Source organism: Streptomyces sp. NPDC001634 (assembly GCF_040298185.1).
In the GTDB taxonomy this organism is placed as follows: domain Bacteria; phylum Actinomycetota; class Actinomycetes; order Streptomycetales; family Streptomycetaceae; genus Streptomyces.
This window is the reverse complement of record NZ_JBEOZU010000023.1, coordinates 105,480-128,552: the sequence shown is the minus strand read 5'-3', so window position 1 is coordinate 128,552 and position 23,073 is coordinate 105,480. Positions and strand designations below refer to the sequence as shown.

The following is a 23,073-nucleotide window of genomic DNA, read 5'->3' as shown; positions in this document are numbered from 1 at the left end:
CACGGGCACGGCACCGACCCCGCGGCCGCACAGCCGGCAGCTTTCGGCGGGGGCTCCGGCGCCGCCGACTCCCCACGCGGCGACACGCGTGGCGGCGAGGCCGCCGAGGCATGGGGTAGTCCGGCCGGCGTTCCCCGGCAGTCCCGTTCCGACGGTTCCCCCTTCGCCGCCGATCTCGTCCGCGGCCCCGCCGAGCTCATGCCCGCCGTACGGCGGCTGCTGCGCGGCATCGTCGTGGTCGGCACCCTGGAGGACGCCGAGGAACTCGTCTACGCGCGGCCCGACCTGACCGCCGTCACCGCCGAGGGCGATCTCCTCGGGGCGCACTTCGCCCACGGCGGGTCGGCCGGGGCGCCGAGCCTGCTCGAAGTGCAGGCCTCCGTGGACGAGGCCGCGGCCGAACTGGAGGAACTCGCCGTCAGGTGCGAGGAACTGGCCGCGGAGCAGCGGCTTGCGGGGGAGCGTCGCAAGGAGTGCGCCGCCCTTGTCGAGGAGCTGGGGGAGCGGCGGCGGGCGGCCGAGCGGGAGAAGTCAGCTGTCGCGCAGCAGCTGGGCCGGCTGGCCGGACAGGCACGCGGCGCCGCCGGGGAGGCCGAGCGCTCCACCGCCGCCGCGGCCCGGGCGCAGGAGGCCCTGGAGAAGGCCCTGCAGGAAGTGGAGGAACTCGCCGAGCGGCTCGCCGTCGCCGAGGAGATGCCGGTCGAGGAGGAACCCGACACCTCCGTACGGGACCGGCTCGCCGCCGACGGGGCGAACGCGCGGCAGACCGAGATGGAGGCCCGGCTCCAGGTCCGTACGCACGAGGAGCGGGTCAAGGGCCTGGCCGGACGCGCCGATGCCCTCGACCGGGGCGCACGCGCCGAACGCGAGGCACGCGCGCGTGCCGAGCAGCGGCGGGCCCGGATGCGGCACGAGGCCGCCGTCGCCGAGGCCGTCGCCTCCGGTGCCCGGCAGCTCCTCGCCCATGTCGAGGTGTCCCTGAGCAGGGCGGAAGTGGAGCGCGCCGCCGCGGACGCCGCCAAGGCCCGGCGCGAGCAGCAACTCACCGCGGCCCGCACCGAGGGCCGTGATCTGAAGGCCGAACTCGACAAGCTCACGGACTCCGTCCACCGGGGCGAGGTGCTCGGTGCCGAGAAGCGGCTGCGTATCGAGCAGCTGGAGACCAAGGCGCTGGAGGAACTCGGTGTCGAACCGGCGGGGCTGGTCGCCGAGTACGGCCCCGACCAACTCGTGCCGCCCTCGCCGCCCGCCGAGGGCGAGGAACTGCCCGAGGACCCCGAGCACCCGCGCAACCGGCCCCGGGCGTTCGTGCGCGCCGAGCAGGAGAAGCGGCTCAAGGCCGCCGAGCGGGCCTATCAGCAGCTCGGCAAGGTCAACCCGCTCGCCCTGGAGGAGTTCGCGGCGCTGGAGGAACGCCACAAGTTCCTCAGCGAGCAGCTGGAGGACCTCAAGAAGACCCGCGCCGACCTGCTTCAGGTGGTGAAGGAGGTCGACGAGCGGGTCGAGCAGGTCTTCACCGAGGCGTACCGGGACACGGCCCGTGAGTTCGAGGGCGTCTTCAGCCGGCTGTTCCCGGGCGGCGACGGGCGGCTGGTGCTGACCGACCCGGACAACATGCTCACCACGGGCGTCGACGTCGAGGCGCGTCCGCCGGGCAAGAAGGTCAAGCGGCTCTCCCTGCTCTCGGGCGGTGAGCGGTCGCTGACCGCCGTCGCGCTGCTCGTGTCCATCTTCAAGGCACGGCCCAGCCCGTTCTACGTCATGGACGAGGTGGAGGCGGCGCTCGACGACACCAACCTGCAGCGGCTGATCCGCATCATGCAGGAGCTGCAGGAGACCTCGCAGCTGATCGTGATCACGCACCAGAAGCGGACGATGGAGGTCGCCGACGCACTGTACGGCGTCTCCATGCAGGGCGACGGTGTGTCGAAGGTCATCTCCCAGCGGCTGCGCTAGATACGTGCCGCCTACACCGGTCGCGACCTGCGCCTTTCAGTGACTTCAACTCTTGAATCCAATGTGAAGACGCCGTTGCTGAAAGTTCACAGCAGAGGGCCTATTGACTTCGAAACTTGAAGGCATAGTCTCTGCAACGTTGCTTTTACCTTCAGGTTTGAGCGGTGTGCCGCCCTACCTGTCAGGGCTCGCCCCCCACCCCCGGCAACGTTGCCGGTGGCCCGAGGAGTTACCACGTGACCAGCACAGCGCAGGCACCTCAGTCAGGAGCCAGGACGGCTCACCCCGAACATCTCGGGCACGTCATCTTCATCGCGGCGGCGGCCGCCATGGGCGGTTTCCTCTTCGGCTACGACAGCTCCGTGATCAACGGCGCCGTCGAGGCCATCCGGGACCGCTATGACATCGGCTCCGCCGCGCTGGCCCAGGTCATCGCCATCGCCCTGATCGGCTGTGCCGTCGGCGCCGCCACCGCCGGCCGCATAGCCGACCGCATCGGCCGCATCCGGTGCATGCAGATCGCCGCGGTCCTCTTCACCATCAGCGCCGTCGGCTCCGCACTGCCCTTCGCCCTGTGGGACCTCGCCCTCTGGCGCATCATCGGCGGTTTCGCCATCGGCATGGCCTCCGTGATCGGCCCCGCCTACATCGCCGAGGTCGCCCCGCCCGCCTACCGCGGCCGGCTCGGCTCCTTCCAGCAGGCCGCGATCGTCGTCGGCATCGCCATCTCGCAGCTGGTCAACTGGGGTCTGCTGAACGCCGCCGGCGGCGACCAGCGCGGCAAGCTGCTGGGCCTGGAGGCCTGGCAGGTCATGCTCGGCGTCATGGTCGTCCCGGCCGTCCTCTATGGCCTGCTCTCCTTCGCCATCCCCGAGTCCCCGCGCTTCCTGCTCTCCGTCGGCAAGCGTGAGCGCGCCCGTGAGATCCTCGCCGAGGTCGAGGGCGACCACGCCGGTCTGGACGCCCGCGTCGCCGAGATCGAGCACGCCATGAACAGCGAGCACAAGTCGGCCTTCAAGGACCTGCTCGGCGGCGGCTTCTTCTTCAAGCCGATCGTCTGGATCGGCATCGGCCTGTCGGTCTTCCAGCAGTTCGTCGGCATCAACGTCGCGTTCTACTACTCCTCGACACTGTGGCAGTCGGTCGGCGTCGACCCGACGGACTCGTTCTTCTACTCGTTCACGACGTCGATCATCAATATCGTCGGCACCGTGATCGCGATGATCTTCGTGGACCGCGTCGGCCGCAAGCCGCTCGCGCTGATCGGCTCCATCGGCATGGCCGTCGGTCTCGCCCTGGAGGCCTGGGCGTTCTCGTACCACCTCGTCGACGGCAAGCTGCCCAGCGCCCAGGGCTGGACCGCCCTGGTCGCCGCCCATGTGTTCGTCCTCTTCTTCGCCCTGTCCTGGGGTGTGGTCGTCTGGGTCATGCTCGGCGAGATGTTCCCGAACAAGATCCGCGCCGCCGCCCTGGGCGTGGCCGCCGCCGCGCAGTGGATCGCCAACTGGGCCATCACCGCGAGCTTCCCGTCGCTGGCCGACTGGAACCTCTCCGCGACCTACGTGATCTACACCGTCTTCGCCGCGCTCTCCGTCCCGTTCGTCCTGAAGTTCGTGAAGGAGACGAAGGGCAAGTCGCTGGAGGAGATGGGCTGACCCGCCCCTTCAGGCTCGAGGAGAAGGGCCAAGTCCCCGCTGCCCCTCTCCTCGTACTCCTCCGCCGCCCCCGGTCCGGCCACTGCCCGAGCCGGGGGCGGCGGTGTCACGTCCGGGGGCTCACCAGATCAGGACGCCGCCGCCGATCTCGAGGGCCTTGCGGGCGCTCTCCTCGATGATCCGCAACCGGTCCCCGATGCCGTCGCGGTGTTCCTCCAGGGTCCGGGGTCGCTCCGTGCCGAGGGCGATCGCGTCCAGGTGGGTGCGCAAGAGGGCGACCTCACGCAGCAGATCCGGCACCTCCCCGGCCTCAACATGGAGGTCGTTGCCGGCAAGCACGGGCAGGAGGCGGGCGCCCAGCGAGCGCACGAACTCCGATCCCCACACTGTCGTACGCCATGACTCGAAGCCGCCCGACCGGTACACGTCGTCCGGCACATCGAGAATCCGCATCTCCCCGTCCGGCTCGCGGACGAACACTTCCACTGTCAGACTCATGGGCCCAGTGGATCATCCACGGCCTCGGCCGGACCATCGGTCAGGTCAGTCGCCCAGCGCCGGAAGCACCTCGTCTGCGAACAGACGCAGGCTCCGCCACCCCTCCTCCATCGGCATCCCACCCGCCAGCGGATGCAGTACGAGGTTGTCCAGGCCCTGCGCCACGCACTCCTCCGGGGTGAGGATCCGGTAGACGCCCTCGGCGCGCAGCTCCTCCACGGTCGCCGCGGCCGACTTCACGGCCGACCGGATGTCCCCGGACTGCCAGGAGGCGTACGTCCGCGCCTCGTGCAGGAAGTGCTCCCCGTACTGTGCCCACGCCCGGTCCGGGTCCTCCGCGATGTGCAGCAGCGGGGTCTCGGCGGCGGGCATCATCGTCCAGCCCTCGGTGCCGTACTCGACGAGCCGCTCCTTGTAGTACGCCTCCAGCTCCGGAAGGTGCGCGCTGGGGAAGAAGGGCAGGCCCAGCCGGGCGGCGCGCCGGGCCGCCGCCTTCGAGGACCCGCCGACCAGCAGCAAGGGGTGCGGCTCGGTGCAGGGGCGCGGGGTGACGCGGACCGTGCGGCCCCGGTACTGGAACTCCTCACCCGTCCATGCCCTGAGCACGGTCTCCAGGAGCTCGTCCTGCAGCGCGCCGCGCCGCTTCCACTCGACGTCGAAGAGGGCGTACTCCTCGGGCCGGTAGCCGATGCCCGCGACGGTGACCAGCCGGCCGCCGCTGAGCAGATCCAGCACGGCGATCTCCTCGGCCAGCCGCAGCGGGTCGTGCAGCGGGCCGATGACCGCGGAGACGGTGACCGCGATCCGCCGGGTCGCGCCGAAGACCGCTCCGGCGAAGGCGAACGGCGACGGCAGCCAGTTGTTCGCCACGCCGTGGTGCTCCTCCGTCTGCACGGTGGTGATCCCGCGGTCGTCGGCGTACGCGGCCATCTCCACGGCGGCCCGGTAGCGAGCGCTCAGCGAGGCGGGCGTGGCGCCGGGCTCGACGAGGTTGAAGCGTACGACCGTGACAGGCATGGAAAGGCCCCCTTCACCTTCGCCGGGCGGGTGTGCGGGGAACTTAGCTGACGGGGCGTCAGACGACCAGGGGTACGCACCCCGGAGTCGCCGCCGAACCGGCCGGCGGCCGGTCGCGCATACTGGACCCGTTATGGAAACCGTCATCCTTGCTGTAGTCATCGCCGTGGTCGTGGTGGCCGTGCTCGGCGGGCTCGTCATCGGCAGTCGCCGCAAGAAGCCGCTGCCCCCGGCGCCCCCCACGACGCCCGACATCACCGCTCCTCCGGCCGAGCCGCATATCGGCGACGAGGCCGAGACGCCGCGCGACGAGGAGCGCCGGACGATCGAGGAGGTGGACCTACCGGAGGGCTCCGCTCCCGTCGCCGTCGAGGAGCCGCCCGTCGTCGAGGCGCCCCCGATCGAGATCCCCGAGCCCACTGCCGGCCGTCTGATCCGCCTGCGTGCTCGCCTCTCCCGCTCGCAGAACGCGCTCGGCAAGGGGCTGCTCACGCTCCTGTCCCGCGAGCACCTCGACGACGAGACCTGGGAGGAGGTCGAGGACACGCTGCTCACCGCCGACGTCGGCGTGCAGCCCACCCAGGAGCTGGTCGAGCGGCTGCGTGAGCGCGTGAAGGTGCTCGGCACCCGGACGCCCCAGGAACTGCGCGGGCTGCTGCGCGAGGAGCTGCTCACCCTGGTCGGCCCCGACATGGACCGCATCGTCAAGACCGAGCCCGAGTCCACCAAGCCCGGCATCGTGATGGTCGTCGGCGTCAACGGCACCGGCAAGACCACCACCACCGGCAAGCTCGCCCGCGTGCTGGTGGCCGACGGCCGTACCGTCGTCCTCGGCGCCGCGGACACCTTCCGTGCCGCCGCCGCCGACCAGCTGCAGACCTGGGGCGAGCGGGTCGGCGCCTACACCGTGCGCGGCCCGGAGGGCGGCGACCCCGCCTCCGTCGCCTTCGACGCGGTCAAGGAAGGCAAGGAGATGGGCTACGACGTCGTGCTCATCGACACCGCGGGCCGTCTGCACACCAAGACCGGCCTCATGGACGAGCTGGGCAAGGTCAAGCGCGTCGTCGAGAAGCACGCCCCGCTGGACGAGGTGCTGCTCGTCCTCGACGCCACGACCGGGCAGAACGGTCTCGTCCAGGCCCGTGTCTTCGCCGAGGTCGTCGACATCACCGGAATCGTGCTGACCAAGCTCGACGGCACGGCCAAGGGCGGCATCGTCGTCGCGGTCCAGCGCGAGCTGGGCGTGCCGGTGAAGCTGGTCGGTCTCGGCGAGGGCGCCGACGACCTGGCACCGTTCGAACCGGGAGCGTTCGTGGATGCGCTTATCGGCGACTGACGGCACACAACGACAAGACGTACGGCGTCACCGACGGCGTACGAGGAGAAGGGCCCCGGCGCATGGTGCAGATGCGGACGGGGCCCTTCGCTGTTGCCACCCGACTTGGCCGGGCGTGTGAGGGTTGCCACGCGGCAGGGTCAAGCACGTGAGCGGTGCGCCACATACGCCAGCGTGCCGATCAGCAGGCGCGCGGCCGGTGGTTTCGTCGCCGAGTCGAGGGCGGGGGAGCGGAGCCAGCGGACCGGGCCGAGGCCGCCGCGGTCCGAGGGCGGGGCCGTGATGAACGCGCCCGGGCCCAGGGCGTGCAGGTCGAGGGTCGCGTCGTCGTCCCAGCCCATCCGGTACAGCAGCTCGGGGAGCTCGGCTGCGGAGCCCCGGGCGACGAAGAAGTGGGCGCGACCGTCCGGTGTCGCCGTCACCGGGCCGAGGGGCAGTCCCATGCGTTCCAGGCGGACCAGCGCCCGCCGCCCGGCCGCCTCGGCGACCTCGATCACGTCGAACGCCCGGCCGACCGGCAGCATCACCGCGGCGCCTGGCACCTCGGCCCAGGTCCCGGTGGCCTCGTCGAGCGTGGCGCCGGCGCGCACGACGGGAGCGAAGTCCAGCGGATGTGCGCCGGGCGCGGCGCAGTCCGTCCTGCCGCACGAGCACGCCCCCGCGAGCGCCCGTGCGCCGGGCACCACCTCCCAGCCCCACAGGCCGGTGTACTCCGCCACGGCAGTGCACTCCGACGAACGGCTCCGGCGCCGTGCGCCGGGCCGGATTTCGCGGATCGCCCGCGTGCCGCCGATCGTGAAGCCCATGCCCCCTCCAACGGTTTCAGCGCGCCGTGGTTACGAGACGGAAGCAAATCGTGACTCTGTGTTTCCATCCGGTCGGTCGTGACCGTGTGGTGCGGGCGGCGCCCAGGTGCACCCCGGGTGGTGTGTTCGGTGATGCGCGCCGGTGAATGCACCGCTCCATCCACTTCCGGCCGTCATGTGTCAAGTGAATCGCGCACAGGCGACCGTGAGTTCATTCGAAGGGGTGGCGAATGGTGGCGTTTCTGGAATCGCCATGGCTGGACCAGTGATCGTAGGATTACTTTGAGTGCACGAGTCCTGGGGACGCACGCACTCGTGGGTATGCCGGAGGCAAGTCGGGTTCCCGTCCGACGACTGTGAACCGCCGGACGCGGGACTGTGTGCACCGGCATTCTGGTAGGGCTTGGCGCATGCAGCGCGCAGGTGGTTTCAGGGATGGGGGCGTTCCAGTGGGCGGTAACGGCGGAAGCGGAGCGAACGCTGACAAGCGCCCCAATGAGCTGCTCGGCTCATGGTTCGTGCGCAGTGGCTGGTCGAAGGGCGAGCTGGCGCGTCAAGTGAACCGCAGGGCCCGCCAGTTGGGAGCCAATCACATCTCCACGGACACCTCCCGGGTGCGCCGCTGGCTCGACGGGGAGAACCCGCGCGAGCCGATTCCGCGGATCCTCTCGGAGCTGTTCTCCGAGCGCTTCGGCTGTGTGGTCGCCGTCGAGGACCTCGGGCTGCGCGCCGCCCACCAGTCACCCTCCGTGTCCGGAATCGACCTGCCCTGGACGGGCCCGCAGACAGTGGCGCTGATCAGTGAGTTCTCGCGCAGCGACCTGATGCTGGCGCGGCGCGGCTTCCTCGGGACCTCGCTGGCCCTGTCCGCCGGCCCGTCCCTCATCGAGCCCATGCAGCGCTGGCTCGTGCCGAGCCCCGCCGCCCCGCGCGAGGAGCCCGAGCCCCCGTCCTACGGGCGTGGCCGTGGCCGGCTCTCCAAGCCCGAGATGGACCTTCTCGAGACCACCACCGTGATGTTCCGGCAGTGGGACGCCCAGTGCGGCGGCGGCCTGCGCCGCAAGGCGGTCGTCGGCCAGCTGCACGAGGTCACCGACCTCCTCCAGGAGCCTCAGCCCGAGTCCACCGCCAGGCGCTTGTTCAAGGTCGCCGCCGAGCTGGCCGAGCTGGCCGGCTGGATGAGCTACGACGTCGGACTGCAGCCCACCGCGCAGAAGTACTTCGTCCTCGCCCTGCACGCCGCCAAGGAAGCGGGCGACAAGCCGCTCGGCTCGTACATCCTCTCCAGCATGAGCCGCCAGATGATCCACCTCGGCCGGCCCGAGGACGCCCTGGAGCTCGTCCACCTCGCGCAGTACGGCAGCCGGGACTGCGCGAGCCCGCGCACCCAGGCGATGCTGTATGCGATGGAGGCCCGCGCGTACGCGAACATGGGCCAGCCCGGGAAGTGCAAGCGGGCCGTCCGGATGGCCGAGGACACCTTCGCCGACGCGCTCGAGTTCCATGAGCCGGAGCCCGACTGGATCCGCTTCTTCTCGGAGGCGGAGCTGCACGCCGAGAACTCCCACTCCTACCGCGACCTTGCGTATGTCGCGGGCCGCAGCCCCACCTACGCGTCCCTCGCCGAGCCTCTGATGCAGAAGGCGGTCGACCTTTTCGCCCAGGACACCGAGCACCAGCGGTCGTACGCACTCAACCTCATCGGCATGGCCACCGTGCACCTTCTCCAGCGGGAGCCGCGGGAGAGTGCGGTGCTCGCCAGGCAGGCCATGGAAATCGCCAGAAAGGTGCGGTCCGAACGCGTCAACACTCGTATTCGAAAGACCGTGGACACAGCCGTACGCGATTTCGGCGATCTTGCCGAGGTGGTCGAACTGACCGACCACCTCGCCGCCCACCTGCCCGAGACCGCGGAGGCGGTCTGACCCTCCCACGGGCCCCGGGAGACCCAAGGGCCCCAAGGACCCCGGCCGCGGCCGCCATCCCGAACTGCCCGACTCGGCTCCCCCAGCCAGGTCATCGGATGCCGGTCGTGGCCGGCTTGCATACGGTGACCATGGAGCGGGGACTGCCCGCCGCGATCGGCCGGATCCGCGGGATCGGCGCCGAACCGGCAAGAACGCTCCCCTGCGCAGCACCTCTCACAGAAGGTTGCGTCACGATAACGATCGACGTGTCCGACATCCGGCAGTTCATCAACGCGTAACACGCACGGCGCCTTCGTCACTGCGGCGAAACATCGAGGGGCTTCGACCGAAACGGCGCTGCGCCAATCTCATGGCGCATAACCGGCCCACCCCCCGGACCGCTCCCAGGCTTCGCCCGCACGGGGCCGTACCAACCGACGAGGAGACGCCGATGGCACCAGCCGCCATCATGCTTGCGGCGGACGCACCCAAGCTGTCGTCCGCCAACACAGGCTTCATGCTGATCTGTTCCGCCCTGGTGTTGATCATGACTCCGGGCCTCGCCTTCTTCTACGGGGGCATGGTCCGCGTCAAGAGCACCCTCAACATGCTGATGATGAACTTCATCAGCATGGGCATTGTCACCATCCTGTGGGTGCTCTACGGCTTCTCCATGAGCTTCGGCACCGACAAGGGCTCGCTCATCGGCTGGACCTCCGACTACCTCGGCTTCAGCGGCATCGGCAAGATGGACCTCTGGCCCGGATACACCATCCCGGTCTTCGTCTTCGCCATCTTCCAGATGATGTTCGCGATCATCACACCCGCCCTGATAAGCGGCGCCGTCGCGGACCGCGTCAAGTTCTCGGCCTGGGCCCTGTTCCTCGCCCTGTGGGCCACGGTCGTGTACTTCCCGGTCGCCCACTGGGTCTGGGGCACCGGCGGCTGGGCCTTCAAGCTCGGTGTGATCGACTTCGCCGGTGGTACGGCGGTGCACATCAACGCCGGTGCCGCGGCGCTCGGCGTGATCCTCGTCATCGGCAAGCGCGTCGGCTTCAAGAAGGACCCGATGCGCCCGCACAGCCTCCCGCTGGTGATGCTCGGCGCCGGTCTCCTGTGGTTCGGCTGGTTCGGCTTCAACGCCGGTTCCTGGCTCGGCAACGACGACGGCGTCGGCCCGCTGATGTTCGTCAACACGCAGATCGCCACCGGTGCCGCCATGCTCGGCTGGCTGGCCTACGAGAAGATCCGCCACGGCGCGTTCACCACGCTGGGAGCCGCCTCCGGCGCCGTCGCCGGCCTGGTCGCGATCACCCCGTCCGGCGGTGCCGTCTCCCCGATGGGTGCGATCGCCGTCGGCGTCATCGCCGGTGTTGCCTGCGCCGCGGCCGTCGGCCTGAAGTTCAAGTTCGGCTATGACGACTCGCTCGATGTCGTCGGTGTCCACATGGTCGGCGGAATCATCGGCTCCCTGCTGATCGGTCTCTTCGCCAGCGGCAAGGGCCAGTCCGACGTCAAGGGCCTCTTCTACGGCGGCGGCATGCACCAGTTCTGGATTCAGTGTGCCGGTGTCTTCGGTGTCCTGTTCTACTCCCTGATCTGCGCCGCGATCCTCGCCTTCATCCTCGACAAGACCATCGGTATGCGGGTCACCGAGGACGAGGAGGTCTCCGGCATCGACCAGGCCGAGCACGCCGAGACCGCATACGACTTCAGCGGCGCGGGAGGCGGCATCGTCGGTGGCGCCGTGTCGGCCCTGGCCGCCGCCACGCAGAGCAAGAAGGTGGACGCATGAAGCTCATCACCGCCGTCGTGAAGCCCCACCGGCTCGACGAGATCAAGGAGGCCCTGCAGGCCTTCGGGGTACACGGTCTGACGGTCACCGAGGCGAGCGGTTACGGTCGTCAGCGAGGACACACCGAGGTCTACCGCGGCGCGGAGTACACGGTCGACCTCGTCCCCAAGATCCGCATCGAGGTGCTGGCCGAGGACGATGACGCCGAGCAGCTGATCGAGGTCATCGTGAAGGCGGCTCGCACCGGCAAGATCGGTGACGGCAAGGTCTGGTCCATTCCGGTCGAGACGGCCGTCCGGGTCCGGACCGGCGAGCGCGGCCCCGACGCGCTGTAAGGCATGAACGGAACAGGAGTCGCTGGGTGACGAGTACGGACGTACGTACGGAAGCAGAGGACTCGGGACCCAGCGGCTACGCGGCGGCCCGGCTGCGCCTCCTCCAGGAGGGGGCGCGGTCCGGGCCGCCGCGCCGTGCGGCCCTCGCCGAACTGACGGACGACTGGCTGGCCGAACTGTACGCCGCCGGCGCCGAGGGACTGCGTGGCGTCTCCCTGGTCGCGGTGGGCGGGTACGGCCGCGGCGAGCTGTCCCCGCGCAGTGACCTCGACCTGCTCCTGCTGCACGACGGCAGCGACAGCAAGGCGGTCGCCGCCCTGGCCGACCGCATCTGGTACCCGGTGTGGGACCTGGGCCTCGCCCTCGACCACTCCGTCCGCACTCCCGCGGAGGCCCGCAAGACCGCAGCCGAGGACCTCAAGGTGCAGCTCGGCCTGCTGGACGCCCGGCACCTGGCGGGTGACCTCGGGCTGACCGCGGGCCTGCGGACGGCCGTCCTGGCCGACTGGCGCAACCAGGCGCCGAAACGTCTCCCCGAGCTTCAGGAGCTGTGCGCCGAGCGCGCCGAACGGCAGGGCGAGCTGCAGTACCTCCTGGAACCGGACCTCAAGGAGGCCCGGGGCGGGCTGCGCGACGTCACGGCAATGCGCGCGGTGGCCGCCTCCTGGCTGGCGGACGCCCCTCGCGAGGGACTGGCGGACGCCCGGCGCAGGCTCCTGGATGTCCGTGACGCGCTGCATCTGACCACCGGGCGCGCCACCGACCGGCTGGCCCTGCAGGAGCAGGACCAGGTCGCCGCCGAGCTCGGCCTGCTGGACGCCGACACGCTGCTGCGCCAGGTGTACGAGGCGGCGCGCGTCATTTCGTATGCGAGCGATGTGACGTGGCGCGAGGTGGGGCGTGTCCTGCGATCGCGCGCCGTGCGGCCGCGGTTGCGCGCCATGCTCGGCGGCGGCAAACCGGCCCCGGAGCGGTCCCCGCTGGCGGAAGGCGTGGTGGAACAGGACGGCGAGGTGGTGCTCGCTCGCGTCGCGCGCCCCGAACGTGATCCCGTGCTCCCGTTGCGCGCCGCGGCCGCCGCCGCGCAGGCCGGACTCCCGCTCTCCCTGCACGCCGTACGGCGCATGGCCAATGCCGCACGCCCCTTGCCCACGCCCTGGCCTGCCGAGGCGCGCGAACAGCTCGTGACCCTGCTGGGCTCCGGCCGCCCGACCGTCGAGGTCTGGGAGGCCCTGGAGGCCGAGGGCCTGATCACCCTGCTGCTGCCCGACTGGGAACGTGTGCGCTGCCGTCCGCAGCGCAACGCCGTGCACGTCTGGACCGTCGACCGGCACCTGATCGAGACGGCCGTGCGCGCCTCCGAGCTGACCCGCCGGGTCGGCCGCCCCGACCTCCTCCTGGTCGCCGCGCTTCTGCACGACATCGGCAAGGGCTGGCCCGGCGACCACTCCGTCGCCGGCGAGATCATCGCGCGGGACGTGGCGGGCCGCATCGGCTTCGACCGCGACGACGTCGCCGTCCTCGCCACCCTCGTACGCCACCATCTGCTGCTCGTCGAGACGGCGACCCGGCGCGACCTGGAGGACCCCGCCACCGTGCGCTCGGTCGCCGAGGCCGTCGGCTCGCAGGGCACGCTGGAGCTGCTGCACGCGCTGACCGAGGCGGACGCGCTGGCCACCGGGCCCGCGGCCTGGTCGTCGTGGCGGGGCGCGCTGGTGACGGACCTGGTCAAGCGGGTCTCGGCGCTGCTCGCCGGCGACGAGCCCGCCGAACCGGAGGCCGCCTCGCCCACCGCCGAGCAGGAGCGGCTCGCCGTCGAGGCGTTCCGCACGGGCGGCCCGGTCCTGGCGCTGCGCGCACAGACCGAGCCGCAGGCCGAGGAGCCGTCCGGCGAACCGGAACCCCTCGGCGTGGAGCTGCTCATCGCCGTACCGGACCAGCCCGGCGTGCTGCCCGCGGTGGCGGGCGTGCTGGCCATGCACCGCCTCACGGTCCGTACGGCGGAGCTGCGGGCCCTGGACCTGCCCGACGGTGTCCACGAAGGCTCGGTCCTGCTGCTCGACTGGCGGGTCGCGGCGGAATACGGCTCCCTGCCGCAGGCCGCGCGGCTGCGCGCCGACCTCGTACGGGCCCTGGACGGTTCCCTGGACATCGCGGCGCGCCTCGCGGAGCGGGACGCGGCCTACCCCCGGCGCCGGGGCGTGGTGGCGCCCCCGCCGCGCGTGACGGTCGCCCCGGCGGCGTCGCGGCACGCCACCGTGATCGAGGTACGGGCCCAGGACGCACCGGGGCTGCTGTTCCGGATCGGGCGGGCGCTGGAGAAGTCGGGCGTAAGGGTGCGCAGCTCCCATGTGTCCACGCTCGGCGCGAACGCCGTGGACGCCTTCTATGTGACCACGGCCACGGGCGCCCCCCTGCCGGGGCAGGAGGCGGCGTCGGTGGCACGGGCGCTGGAGGAGGCGCTGCGCGGCTGACGCGCGGTTTTCCTGCTGCGGACGCACGCGGTGGAGACCCCACCGCGTGCGTCCGGATACCCTGGAGGGCGATTGTCCTGCCAGCCACCGACCCCGAGGACCGCGAGCGCCGTGTTCGATACTCTCTCCGATCGCCTCTCAGCGACCTTCAAGAACCTGCGCGGCAAGGGACGGCTCTCCGAAGCGGACATCGATGCCACCGCGCGCGAAATCCGTATCGCGCTTCTCGAGGCCGACGTGGCCCTGCCGGTCGTCCGGACCTTCATCAAGAACGTCAAGGAGCGCGCCCTCGGCGCCGAGGTCTCCAAGGCGCTGAACCCGGCCCAGCAGGTTCTCAAGATCGTCAACGACGAGCTGGTCACGATCCTCGGCGGCGAGACCCGCCGCCTCCGCTTCGCCAAGCAGCCCCCGACCGTGATCATGCTCGCGGGTCTGCAGGGTGCCGGTAAGACCACCCTCGCGGGCAAGCTCGGCAAGCACCTCAAGGAGCAGGGCCACTCGCCGCTGCTGGTCGCGGCCGACCTGCAGCGCCCGAACGCGGTCAACCAGCTGAGCGTCGTCGCCGAGCGCGCGGGCGTGGCCGTCTTCGCGCCCGAGCCGGGCAACGGCTTCGGCGACCCGGTCAAGGTCGCCAGGGACTCCATCGACCACGCGAAGACCAAGGTCCACGACATCGTGATCGTGGACACCGCCGGCCGCCTGGGCATCGACCAGGAGATGATGCAGCAGGCCGCGGACATCCGTGACGCGGTCTCGCCGGACGAGATCCTGTTCGTCGTCGACGCGATGATCGGTCAGGACGCCGTCAACACGGCCGAAGCCTTCCGCGACGGCGTCGGCTTCGACGGCGTGGTCCTGTCCAAGCTCGACGGTGACGCCCGCGGTGGTGCGGCCCTGTCGATCCGGCAGATCACCGGCAAGCCGATCATGTTCGCGTCGATCGGCGAGAAGCTCGAGGACTTCGACGCCTTCCACCCGGACCGGATGGCCTCCCGCATCCTCGACATGGGTGACCTGCTCACCCTGATCGAGCAGGCGGAGAAGACGTTCAGCCAGGAAGAGGCCGAGAAGATGGCCTCCAAGCTGGCGTCCAAGAAGGGCCAGGACTTCACCCTGGACGACTTCCTGGCCCAGATGGAGCAGGTCAGGAAGATGGGCTCCATCTCCAAGCTGCTCGGCATGCTCCCGGGCATGGGCCAGATCAAGGATCAGATCAACAACCTCGACGAGCGGGACGTCGACCGCATCGCCGCGATCATCAAGTCGATGACCCCGGGTGAGCGCCAGGACCCGACGATCATCAACGGCTCGCGCCGCGCCCGTATCGCCAAGGGTTCCGGTGTCGAGGTCAGCGCTGTCAAGGGACTCATCGAGCGGTTCTTCGAGGCCCGCAAGATGATGTCCCGCATGGCCCAGGGCGGCGGTATGCCCGGCATGCCGGGGATCCCGGGCATGGGCGGGGGCCCCGGCCGGACGAGGAAGCAGCCGAAGAAGGCCAAGGGCAAGCAACGCTCCGGCAACCCGATGAAGCGCAAGCAGCAGGAGCAGGAGGAGGCCGCGCGCCGCGCGGCCGCGGCCCAGGGCGGCGGCGCCTTCGGGCTGCCGCAGCAGAGCGGTCAGGAGTTCGAGCTGCCGGACGAGTTCAAGAAGTTCATGGGCTGACGTCACGACGGTCCCTGCTGTACCACACCGAGGGCGTCCCTCTGCGGAGGGGCGCCCTCAGCGCGTGCCGGTGTCCGTCATGTGCCGTAACGTCCGACATATGGGCAACCCTGCTCCGCCACGCAAGGCACCGGACCAGCCGTGGCGTACCGAGGGCACTCCGGAGGAGCCGTCCAGGCGCCCGGGCGGCCGGAGGATGCGCGGCAGCTGGTGGGCTCTGATCGCCGCCGCGGTGATCGTCTTCCTCGTGGCCTACGGCGCGTTGTCCTACTTCAGCAGGGCCAATGAGCCGACGATCGCGTACACGGAGTTCAGCAGGCAGGTCAACGACGGCAACGTCACCAAGATCTACTCAAAGGGCGACGCGATCCAGGGCCAGCTCAGAACCGCGCAGCCGAAGCCGGGCGGCGGGAAGTACACCAAGTTCAAGACACAGCGCCCCGCCTTCGCGGACGACAAGCTCTGGCAGAACCTGAGCAGGCGCAACGTCACGGTGACCGCGCAGCCGGTGGTGCAGGAGCGCAGTTATCTGTCCAACCTGCTGCTCTCGCTGCTGCCGATGGCGTTCCTGATCGCGTTGTGGATCTTCATCGCGCGGCGGGTGAGGACGACGGGCCTGGGCGGCGCGGGCGGCATGCTGGGCCGCAAGGCTCCGCCCAAACCGGTCGAGCTGCAGCCGGGCACCCAGCGCACCACGTTCGACGACGTGGCCGGAATCGACGAGGTCAAGGGCGAGCTGGACGACGTCGTCAACTTCCTCGAGCACCCGGACGAATACCGCAGGATGGGCGCGAAGATGCCGCGCGGCGTGCTGCTGACCGGTCCGCCGGGCACGGGCAAGACGCTGCTGGCGCGGGCGGTGGCGGGCGAGGCGGGCGTGCCGTTCTTCTCCGCCTCAGCCTCCGAGTTCATCGAGATGATCGTGGGCGTCGGCGCGTCCCGGGTCCGAGAGCTGTTCGCGGAGGCCCGCAAGGTGGCCCCTTCGATCATCTTCATCGACGAGATCGACACGATCGGCCGGCAGCGGGGTGGCGGCCCGTCGGTGAGCGGCCACGACGAGCGCGAGCAGACGCTGAACCAGATCCTCACGGAGATGGACGGCTTCTCCGGCTCGGAGGGCGTGGTCGTCATCGCGGCGACGAACCGCGCCGACATCCTGGACCCGGCGCTGACCCGTCCCGGCCGCTTCGACCGGGTGGTCAGCGTGTCCCCTCCGGACCGCGGCGGCCGCGAGGCGATCCTGAGGATCCACACGCGGGACATCCCGCTCGCCACGGACGTGGACCTGGCCCAGGTGGCGCGCACCACCCCGGGCATGACGGGTGCGGATCTGGCCAACCTCGCCAACGAGGCGGCGCTGCTCGCCGTCAAGCGCAAGCAGGACCGGGTCACCCAGTCGGATCTGTCCGAGGCGCTGGAGAAGGTGCAGCTGGGTGCCGAACGGCCGCTCGTCATGCCCGAGGAGGAGCGCCGGCGCACCGCGTACCACGAGAGCGGGCACGCTCTGCTGGGCATGCTGCAGCCGGGCGCCGACCCGGTCCGCAAGGTGACGATCGTGCCGCGCGGCCGGGCGCTCGGGGTGACACTGTCGACCCCCGAGGCCGAGAGGTACTCGTACACGGAGGAGTATCTGCGCGGCCGCATCATCGGAGCCCTGGGCGGCATGGCGGCGGAACAGGTGGTCTTCGGTGTCGTCACCACGGGCTCCGAGAACGACCTCGAACAGGTCACCAACATCGCCCGCGGCATGGTCGCCCGCTGGGGCATGAGCGGGCAGGTGGGCCGGCTGTCGGCGCTCCCGAGCGACGCGCAGCAGGCGTACGGGCTGTCGGCCGCGCCGCAGACACTGGACGTGATCGACGGCGAGATGCGCCGCATCGTGGACGACTGCTACGAGGAGGCCTGCCGCAAACTCCGCGACCACCGGGGACAGCTGGACGCACTGGCCGAGGCGCTCCTGATCAATGAGACGCTGGAGGAGGCGGAGGCGTACCGGATCGCGGGCGTCGTGCGTCTGCGGAAGGACGACTGACGGTCTTCTGCGGACTGACGGTCCTCTGGGGACTGACGGTCTTCTGCGGACTGACGGTCCTTTGGGGACTGACGGTCTTCTGCGGGCTGACGGTCCTTTGGGGACTGACGGTCCTCCGGGGACTGACGATCTTCTGTGAGTGACGGTCCTCTAGGGGATGCGCGCGATCAGGTACCGGAAGACATTGGGCATCCAGACCGTGCCGTCCGCCCGCCGGTAGGGGTGCAGCGCCTCCGCCAGCTCCTTGTCGACCTGCTCCTGGTCCGTCGCGGCGATCGCCGCGTCGAAGAACCCCGTCGACAGCATCCCCCGTACCGCACTGTCCAGGTCGGCGTACCCGAAGGGGCAGGCGACCCGCCCCGAGCCGTCCGGCCACAGCCCCGAGCGCTGCGCGGTCTCCTCCAGGTCGTCGCGCCGGGCGGGGCGCCAACTGCCCGGACCGCGTACGGGTTCGGCCAGTTCGGTGGCGACACGGAGCACGGCCGAGGTGCTGCAACGTTCAGGCGGACCCCATCCGACGAGCACCACGGGCGTCCCGCGCCCGGCCAGCGGAGCCGCCGCCGCGAGCTGTTCCCCGAGGCCCTCCGAGTCTCCGGTCGCGCACCCGATCGGCTCGAAGGCGGTCAGCAGGTTGTAGGACGGCTCTCCCGGAGCGGGCGCCGCGTCCTCGGGGGAGCCGTCGACGATCCGGATGCCCGCACGCGCGCGCGTGCCCCACGTCTCGGGCAGCAGCCGCTCACGGGCGAGGGCCAGCCGCTCCTGCGCGCCGCAGTCGACACCCGTGACCGAGGCGCCGCGGGAGGCGGCCATCAGCAGGGCGAGGCCCGCACCGCACCCGAGCCCGAGCAACCGCGTCCCGGAGCCCACTTCGAGCCGCTCGTACACGGCCTCGTAGAGCGGTACGAGCATCCGCTCCTGGATCTCGGCCCAGTCACGCGCGCGTGCACGCCGGTCCACGCCAGGAGCCGGTCCGGCGTGGGTCGGGTGCTGCCGCACGAGCGTAGGTGTCATCGAAAGCGCCCCAATCCGACGAGAGTTGCCGCTGTGAATCCATGGCCCCCGTGCCGTGCGCTCGCACTCCCCCGTGGGTATTCCCGTATGTCAGCAAACTCCGCGCCCGTCGTGGCGTCCAGGGGTTGCGGCACACTCCTTGCGAGCCGTTCGTGCGCCCTTGAACCACCCCCGGGTGGGCTCCACCACCCGCATGATCGGCGCCCTGGTGATGACGCACGGCGACGACGACGGCCTCCGTATTCCGCCGCGCCTGGCGCAGATCCAGGCCGTTGTCCTCGCGATCAAGGGCGACGACGCGGTTCTGGCCAAGGTCCACGAGATCGGCGACCGGCTGAGGGCGGCCGGTGTCCGCGTCCAGGTGGACGACCGGGCCGGCATCCCCTTCGGCCGCCGGGCCGTCGACCGGGAGCTCAAGGGTGTGCCCGTACGCATCGAGATCGGACCCCGTGACCTGGAGAACGGCACCGCGATGCCGGCCCGCCGCATCCCGGGCGGCAAGGAGCCGGTGGCGATCGATTCACTCGTCGGCATGACCCCCGGGATCCTCGAAGAGGATCAGGCGCTGCTCCTGAAGCAGTCGCGCGAGCGCCGCGATTCCCGTACCTCGGATGTGTCGACGATCGACGAGGCCGTCGAGGCGGCCGTCGCCGGCGGCTGGGCGCGTATCCCCCGGTCCGTGCTCGGCGAGGACGGAGAGGCCGAGCCGGCCGAGCACGCGGTGACCGTACGGTGTCTGGTCACCGAGGACGGGTCTGTCCCGGACCGCGACGACGCACCGGGTAACGTCGCGGTCGTCGCACGCGCTTATTGAGATACGAGGAGAGCGGCCGAAACGCATCTTGCGCATCTGTGGACCACAGGCGCCCCGGCGCGCGGATCTCGTATACGCGCCGGGGCGTACGCGTCACTACGCACCAGCTTGGTACGAGCTGTGAGGCTTCTCCACAAATCGGCGCACGCGCCCTCGTCAGGACGCATCAGCGGCAACTGACGGGTACGTGCAAATTATTTGGGATGGCCCGGAATCGGAACACGCGGGCCCTCAGGCTCGTTGTCATTACGTGAGCACGACACAGACACCACCTGTTCTCGCCGCAGAGCTGGCACAGGCGTGGGCCGACATTCAACGGCACCACCCCGAACTGCCGGATCTTGCCGCGCCCGAGTCCCTGATCGGAGAGTCGTCGTCCGCCTGTGGGCACGAACTCTCCTTCGAGCGACTGCTCCATGAGGCAGTCCACGGCATCGCCGCCGCCCGCGGCGTACGCGACACCTCCCGCGCCGGCCGCTATCACAACCGCAGATTCCTCGCGATCGCCGAGGAACTGGGCCTGGACCACCCCGAGGAACCGCACCCGAGCAGCGGTTTCTCCCTGGTCACGCTCAGCCCCGAGGCAAAGCGGCGCTACCGCCCGACGATGGAGCGGCTCCAGCGTGCGCTGAAGGCCCACTCGGCGGCGACGGCCGCGGACACAGCCCGTACGTTCCGGGGTCCGGCCGCCCGCCACGGCTCCTCCGGAGGCGGTGTCCGGGTCAAGGCGGTCTGCGACTGCGGCCGCAACGTACGCGTCGTCCCGTCGGTCCTGGCCCAGGCCCCGATCGTGTGCGGCGGCTGCGGCAAGCCGTTCCGCATCCCGGAGCCGGTAGGGGCGGCGGCGAGCTGAGCCGACGGCTGCTCGTGGCGGCCGTACCTCAGCTGTGACGCTGTTCGGCACCTCTGAGCGCCGGGTGGGCGTGACCAACGCCCGGGGGACCCGGCGCCGGGTGCAGCTCAGTCATGCCCGGACGCACCCTCGCGGCCGAAGCCCCATCCAGGGTGTGGCACAATGGCTAGCTGTACTCGACAGCCGCACAGGACCCCTCTCTCCTCCGGCTGACGCGTCCATCGGGCACTCGGGTACCGCAACCCCACGCGGCCGTCCCGCCGTGCCCAACCACGTCAAATCCAGGAGAACCCACTCCCGTGGCAGTCAAGATCAAGCTGAAGCGTCTGGGCAAGATCCGTTCGCCTCACTACCGCATCGTCGTCGCCGACTCCCGTACCCGCCGTGACGGCCGGGCCATCGAGGAGATCGGCAAGTACCACCCGACCTACAACCCGTCGGTCATCGAGGTGGACGCCGAGCGTGCGGCGTACTGGCTCGGTGTCGGTGCCCAGCCGACCGAGCCCGTGCTCGCCATCCTGAAGAAGACCGGCGACTGGCAGAAGTTCAAGGGCGAGCCCGCCCCGGCTCCGCTGCTGGTGGCCCAGCCCAAGGCTTCCCGTCCGTCGTTCGAGGCCCTGAGCGGTGAGGACGAGGGCAAGGGTGAGGCGATCACCCAGAAGAAGAAGGCTGAGAAGAAGGACGAGGCCGCGGCCGAGTCCTCTGAGTCGACCGAGGCCTGAGCATGCTCGAGGAGGCTCTCGAGCACCTCGTGAAGGGCATCGTCGACAACCCTGACGATGTGCAGGTGGCCTCGCGCAACCTGCGCCGCGGGCGCGTACTCGAAGTCCGGGTCCACCCCGACGACCTCGGCAAGGTGATCGGCCGCAACGGCCGCACCGCACGTGCCCTGCGCACCGTCGTGGGCGCCATCGGCGGCCGCGGTGTCCGTGTCGACCTCGTCGACGTGGACCACGTCCGCTGACGCTTATCGCAACCGGCTCGGGCCGGGGAGGGCCACTGGGCCGTCCCCGGCCCGTAGTCGTATGACAGGAGATCAAGCACAGTGCAGCTGGTAGTCGCACGGATCGGCCGCGCCCATGGCATCAAGGGCGAGGTCACCGTCGAGGTACGCACCGACGAGCCGGAGCTGCGGCTCGCGCCGGGCGCGGTCCTGACCACCGACCCGGCCTCGGCGGGACCGCTGACGATCGAGACCGGTCGCGTGCACAGCGGCCGCCTCCTGCTGCGGTTCGAGGGCGTGAGTGACCGCAACGCCGCCGAGGCGCTGCGCAACATCCTGCTGATCGCCGACGTCGACCCGGACGAACTGCCCGAGGGCGAGGACGAGTACTACGACCACCAGCTCATCGACCTGGACGTTGTGACCCGGGACGGTGTCGAGGTCGGCCGGATCACCGAGATCTCGCACCTGCCCTCCCAGGACCTGTTCGTGGTCGAGCGCCCGGACGGGACCGAGGCGCTGATCCCCTTCGTCGAGGAGATCGTCACGGAGATCGACCTCGAGGAACAGCGGGCCGTCATCGACCCCCCGCCGGGCCTGATCGACGACCGGGCGGAGATCGCCTCGTCGAGGGACGACACCGCATGAGGCTCGACGTCGTCACCATCTTCCCCGAGTACCTGGAACCGCTGAACGTCTCCCTGGTCGGCAAGGCACGCGCGCGTGGGCAGCTGAACGTCCATGTGCACGACCTGCGTTCCTGGACGCACGACCGCCACAACACCGTCGACGACACGCCGTACGGCGGCGGCCCCGGCATGGTCATGAAGACCGACCCCTGGGGCGAGGCACTGGACGACGTCCTGGCCGACGGGTACGAGACCGGTTCCTCGGCCCCTGCCCTGATCGTCCCCACGCCCAGCGGCCGCCCCTTCACCCAGAAGCTCGCCGTCGAGCTCTCCGAGCGCCCGTGGCTGATCTTCACACCCGCCCGCTACGAGGGCATCGACCGCCGTGTCATCGACGAGTACGCGACCCGGATACCCGTGTACGAGGTGTCCATCGGCGACTACGTCCTCGCCGGCGGAGAGGCGGCCGTCCTCGTCATCACGGAGGCGGTGGCGCGCCTGCTGCCCGGGGTCCTGGGGAACGCCGAGTCCCACCGGGACGACTCCTTCGCGCCCGGCGCGATGGCGAACCTCCTGGAGGGGCCCGTCTACACCAAACCGCCCGCCTGGCGAGGCCGGGACATCCCGGAGGTGCTGCTCAGCGGCCACCACGGCAGGATCGCCCGCTGGCGCCGCGACGAGGCCCTCAAGCGCACGACGGCCAACCGGCCCGACCTCATCGAGCACTGCGACCCCTCGGCGTTCGACAAGAAGGACCGCGAAATGCTGTCCATCCTGGGCTGGGCACCGGACCCGGAGGGCGCGCCGCACGGCCGATTTTGGCGCAGGCCAGAGGGCATGGAAGAATAGGCCGCTGTTGTCCGCCGTCCGGCGTGCGCCCCTGCCACAGGGGGATACGACGTCCGCCCCGACGCGGCACCAGCACTTTTACCGAAACACTACTTCCCGCCGATGGCCTGTGGCATTGGCGAAGAAAGCAGACGAAATGTCTCACCTGCTCGACTCCGTCGACGCCGCGTCGCTGCGCACCGACCTCCCGGCCTTCCGCCCCGGTGACACCGTCAACGTCCACGTCCGCGTCATCGAGGGCAACCGCTCCCGTGTGCAGCAGTTCAAGGGCGTGGTGATCCGTCGCCAGGGTTCCGGCGTGCGCGAGACCTTCACGGTCCGCAAGGTCTCCTTCTCCGTCGGCGTCGAGCGCACCTTCCCGGTGCACACCCCGATCGTCGAGAAGATCGAGCTCGTCACCAAGGGTGACGTGCGCCGCGCCAAGCTGTACTACCTGCGCGAGCTGCGCGGCAAGGCGGCGAAGATCAAGGAGAAGCGCGAGAACTGAGTTCTCGCCCCGAC

19 protein-coding genes and 1 pseudogene are annotated in these 23,073 nt (G+C 70.4%); 16 read left to right on the top strand and 4 right to left on the bottom strand.

What is annotated here, in order from left to right:
* Nucleotides 1-1,956: AAA family ATPase (locus tag ABT186_RS17895; RefSeq protein WP_351925715.1), on the top strand; the 1,956-nt coding region annotated here is incomplete at its 5' end.
* Between the two features lie 236 nt (nucleotides 1,957-2,192).
* Entirely contained in the window at nucleotides 2,193-3,611 is a 1,419-nt protein-coding gene (locus tag ABT186_RS17890) for a sugar porter family MFS transporter (protein WP_351223887.1), read from the top strand.
* 120 nt (nucleotides 3,612-3,731) lie between these two features.
* Here ABT186_RS17890 and ABT186_RS17885 read toward each other — a convergent pair whose 3' ends face one another.
* Both ABT186_RS17885 and ABT186_RS17880 read right to left on the bottom strand, forming a co-directional pair.
* On the bottom strand, nucleotides 3,732-4,109 hold the full coding sequence (locus ABT186_RS17885; RefSeq protein WP_351223889.1) for a hypothetical protein: 378 nt from the start codon (nucleotides 4,107-4,109) through the stop codon (nucleotides 3,732-3,734).
* A gap of 45 nt (nucleotides 4,110-4,154) precedes the next feature.
* The gene (locus ABT186_RS17880) at nucleotides 4,155-5,126 is read right to left on the bottom strand and encodes an LLM class flavin-dependent oxidoreductase (protein ID WP_351223891.1); all 972 of its coding nucleotides are present in this window, start codon (nucleotides 5,124-5,126) and stop codon (nucleotides 4,155-4,157) included.
* 133 nt (nucleotides 5,127-5,259) lie between these two features.
* Here ABT186_RS17880 and ftsY point away from each other — a divergent pair, with 133 nt between their 5' ends.
* Nucleotides 5,260-6,462 carry a signal recognition particle-docking protein FtsY gene (gene ftsY, locus ABT186_RS17875; protein ID WP_351223893.1) on the top strand — a complete coding sequence of 401 codons (1,203 nt, stop codon included), beginning with the start codon at nucleotides 5,260-5,262 and terminating at the stop codon, nucleotides 6,460-6,462.
* A 140-nt stretch (nucleotides 6,463-6,602) separates the two neighbouring features.
* Here ftsY and ABT186_RS17870 read toward each other — a convergent pair whose 3' ends face one another.
* On the bottom strand, nucleotides 6,603-7,268 hold the full coding sequence (locus tag ABT186_RS17870; RefSeq protein WP_351223895.1) for a bifunctional DNA primase/polymerase: 666 nt from the start codon (nucleotides 7,266-7,268) through the stop codon (nucleotides 6,603-6,605).
* Between the two features lie 449 nt (nucleotides 7,269-7,717).
* Between ABT186_RS17870 and nsdA the strand changes: the two genes are divergently transcribed.
* From nsdA to ftsH, 6 genes are all read left to right on the top strand, one after another.
* Nucleotides 7,718-9,193: a transcriptional repressor NsdA gene (gene nsdA / locus ABT186_RS17865; protein WP_351223897.1), complete on the top strand. Its 1,476-nt coding sequence runs from the start codon at nucleotides 7,718-7,720 to the stop codon at nucleotides 9,191-9,193.
* 433 nt (nucleotides 9,194-9,626) lie between these two features.
* Nucleotides 9,627-10,970 carry an ammonium transporter gene (locus ABT186_RS17860; protein ID WP_351223899.1) on the top strand — a complete coding sequence of 448 codons (1,344 nt, stop codon included), beginning with the start codon at nucleotides 9,627-9,629 and terminating at the stop codon, nucleotides 10,968-10,970.
* On the top strand, nucleotides 10,967-11,305 hold the full coding sequence (locus ABT186_RS17855) for a P-II family nitrogen regulator (RefSeq protein WP_351223901.1): 339 nt from the start codon (nucleotides 10,967-10,969) through the stop codon (nucleotides 11,303-11,305). Before ABT186_RS17860 ends, ABT186_RS17855 begins: the two co-directional genes overlap by 4 nt.
* Nucleotides 11,306-11,331: 26 nt before the next feature.
* The gene (locus ABT186_RS17850) at nucleotides 11,332-13,779 is read left to right on the top strand and encodes a [protein-PII] uridylyltransferase (protein ID WP_351925713.1); all 2,448 of its coding nucleotides are present in this window, start codon (nucleotides 11,332-11,334) and stop codon (nucleotides 13,777-13,779) included.
* 111 nt (nucleotides 13,780-13,890) lie between these two features.
* Nucleotides 13,891-15,441, top strand: a complete 1,551-nt coding sequence (ffh, locus tag ABT186_RS17845; RefSeq protein WP_351925711.1) for a signal recognition particle protein — start codon at nucleotides 13,891-13,893, stop codon at nucleotides 15,439-15,441.
* Between the two features lie 100 nt (nucleotides 15,442-15,541).
* The gene (gene ftsH, locus ABT186_RS17840; RefSeq protein WP_351223907.1) at nucleotides 15,542-17,473 is read left to right on the top strand and encodes an ATP-dependent zinc metalloprotease FtsH; all 1,932 of its coding nucleotides are present in this window, start codon (nucleotides 15,542-15,544) and stop codon (nucleotides 17,471-17,473) included.
* A 150-nt stretch (nucleotides 17,474-17,623) separates the two neighbouring features.
* Here ftsH and ABT186_RS17835 read toward each other — a convergent pair whose 3' ends face one another.
* Nucleotides 17,624-18,484 carry an SAM-dependent methyltransferase gene (locus ABT186_RS17835; protein WP_351925709.1) on the bottom strand — a complete coding sequence of 287 codons (861 nt, stop codon included), beginning with the start codon at nucleotides 18,482-18,484 and terminating at the stop codon, nucleotides 17,624-17,626.
* Between the two features lie 178 nt (nucleotides 18,485-18,662).
* Between ABT186_RS17835 and ABT186_RS17830 the strand changes: the two are divergent.
* From ABT186_RS17830 to rplS, 7 genes and pseudogenes are all read left to right on the top strand, one after another.
* Nucleotides 18,663-19,298, top strand: a pseudogene (locus tag ABT186_RS17830) (His/Gly/Thr/Pro-type tRNA ligase C-terminal domain-containing protein); the annotation flags it as partial.
* A gap of 250 nt (nucleotides 19,299-19,548) precedes the next feature.
* Complete coding sequence (locus tag ABT186_RS17825) at nucleotides 19,549-20,151, top strand: hypothetical protein (RefSeq protein ID WP_351223911.1); 603 nt, start codon at nucleotides 19,549-19,551, stop codon at nucleotides 20,149-20,151.
* A 299-nt stretch (nucleotides 20,152-20,450) separates the two neighbouring features.
* Complete coding sequence (gene rpsP / locus ABT186_RS17820; protein ID WP_351223913.1) at nucleotides 20,451-20,873, top strand: 30S ribosomal protein S16; 423 nt, start codon at nucleotides 20,451-20,453, stop codon at nucleotides 20,871-20,873.
* A 2-nt stretch (nucleotides 20,874-20,875) separates the two neighbouring features.
* Nucleotides 20,876-21,115 (top strand): RNA-binding protein, encoded by a 240-nt coding sequence (locus ABT186_RS17815; protein WP_003973401.1) that lies wholly within the window; start codon nucleotides 20,876-20,878, stop codon nucleotides 21,113-21,115.
* A gap of 81 nt (nucleotides 21,116-21,196) precedes the next feature.
* Nucleotides 21,197-21,742, top strand: coding sequence for a ribosome maturation factor RimM (rimM, locus tag ABT186_RS17810; protein ID WP_351223915.1), 546 nt, complete (start codon nucleotides 21,197-21,199; stop codon nucleotides 21,740-21,742).
* Complete coding sequence (gene trmD, locus ABT186_RS17805) at nucleotides 21,739-22,572, top strand: tRNA (guanosine(37)-N1)-methyltransferase TrmD (protein ID WP_351223917.1); 834 nt, start codon at nucleotides 21,739-21,741, stop codon at nucleotides 22,570-22,572. Before rimM ends, trmD begins: the two co-directional genes overlap by 4 nt.
* Before the next feature lie 136 nt (nucleotides 22,573-22,708).
* Nucleotides 22,709-23,059 (top strand): 50S ribosomal protein L19, encoded by a 351-nt coding sequence (rplS, locus tag ABT186_RS17800; protein WP_234514565.1) that lies wholly within the window; start codon nucleotides 22,709-22,711, stop codon nucleotides 23,057-23,059.
* The last annotated feature ends 14 nt before the right edge of the window (nucleotides 23,060-23,073 follow it).

Excerpts from the sequence above, each read along its gene's own strand:
- ABT186_RS17885 (WP_351223889.1), bottom strand. The coding sequence starts at position 4,109 with ATGAGTCTGACAGTGGAAGTGTTCGTCCGCGAGCCGGACGGGGAGATG.
- ABT186_RS17880 (WP_351223891.1), bottom strand. The coding sequence starts at position 5,126 with ATGCCTGTCACGGTCGTACGCTTCAACCTCGTCGAGCCCGGCGCCACG.
- ftsY (WP_351223893.1), top strand. The coding sequence starts at position 5,260 with ATGGAAACCGTCATCCTTGCTGTAGTCATCGCCGTGGTCGTGGTGGCC.
- ABT186_RS17870 (WP_351223895.1), bottom strand. The coding sequence starts at position 7,268 with ATGGGCTTCACGATCGGCGGCACGCGGGCGATCCGCGAAATCCGGCCC.
- ABT186_RS17860 (WP_351223899.1), top strand. The coding sequence starts at position 9,627 with ATGGCACCAGCCGCCATCATGCTTGCGGCGGACGCACCCAAGCTGTCG.
- ABT186_RS17855 (WP_351223901.1), top strand. The coding sequence starts at position 10,967 with ATGAAGCTCATCACCGCCGTCGTGAAGCCCCACCGGCTCGACGAGATC.
- ftsH (WP_351223907.1), top strand. The coding sequence starts at position 15,542 with ATGGGCAACCCTGCTCCGCCACGCAAGGCACCGGACCAGCCGTGGCGT.
- ABT186_RS17835 (WP_351925709.1), bottom strand. The coding sequence starts at position 18,484 with ATGACACCTACGCTCGTGCGGCAGCACCCGACCCACGCCGGACCGGCT.
- ABT186_RS17815 (WP_003973401.1), top strand. The coding sequence starts at position 20,876 with ATGCTCGAGGAGGCTCTCGAGCACCTCGTGAAGGGCATCGTCGACAAC.
- trmD (WP_351223917.1), top strand. The coding sequence starts at position 21,739 with ATGAGGCTCGACGTCGTCACCATCTTCCCCGAGTACCTGGAACCGCTG.
- rplS (WP_234514565.1), top strand. The coding sequence starts at position 22,709 with ATGTCTCACCTGCTCGACTCCGTCGACGCCGCGTCGCTGCGCACCGAC.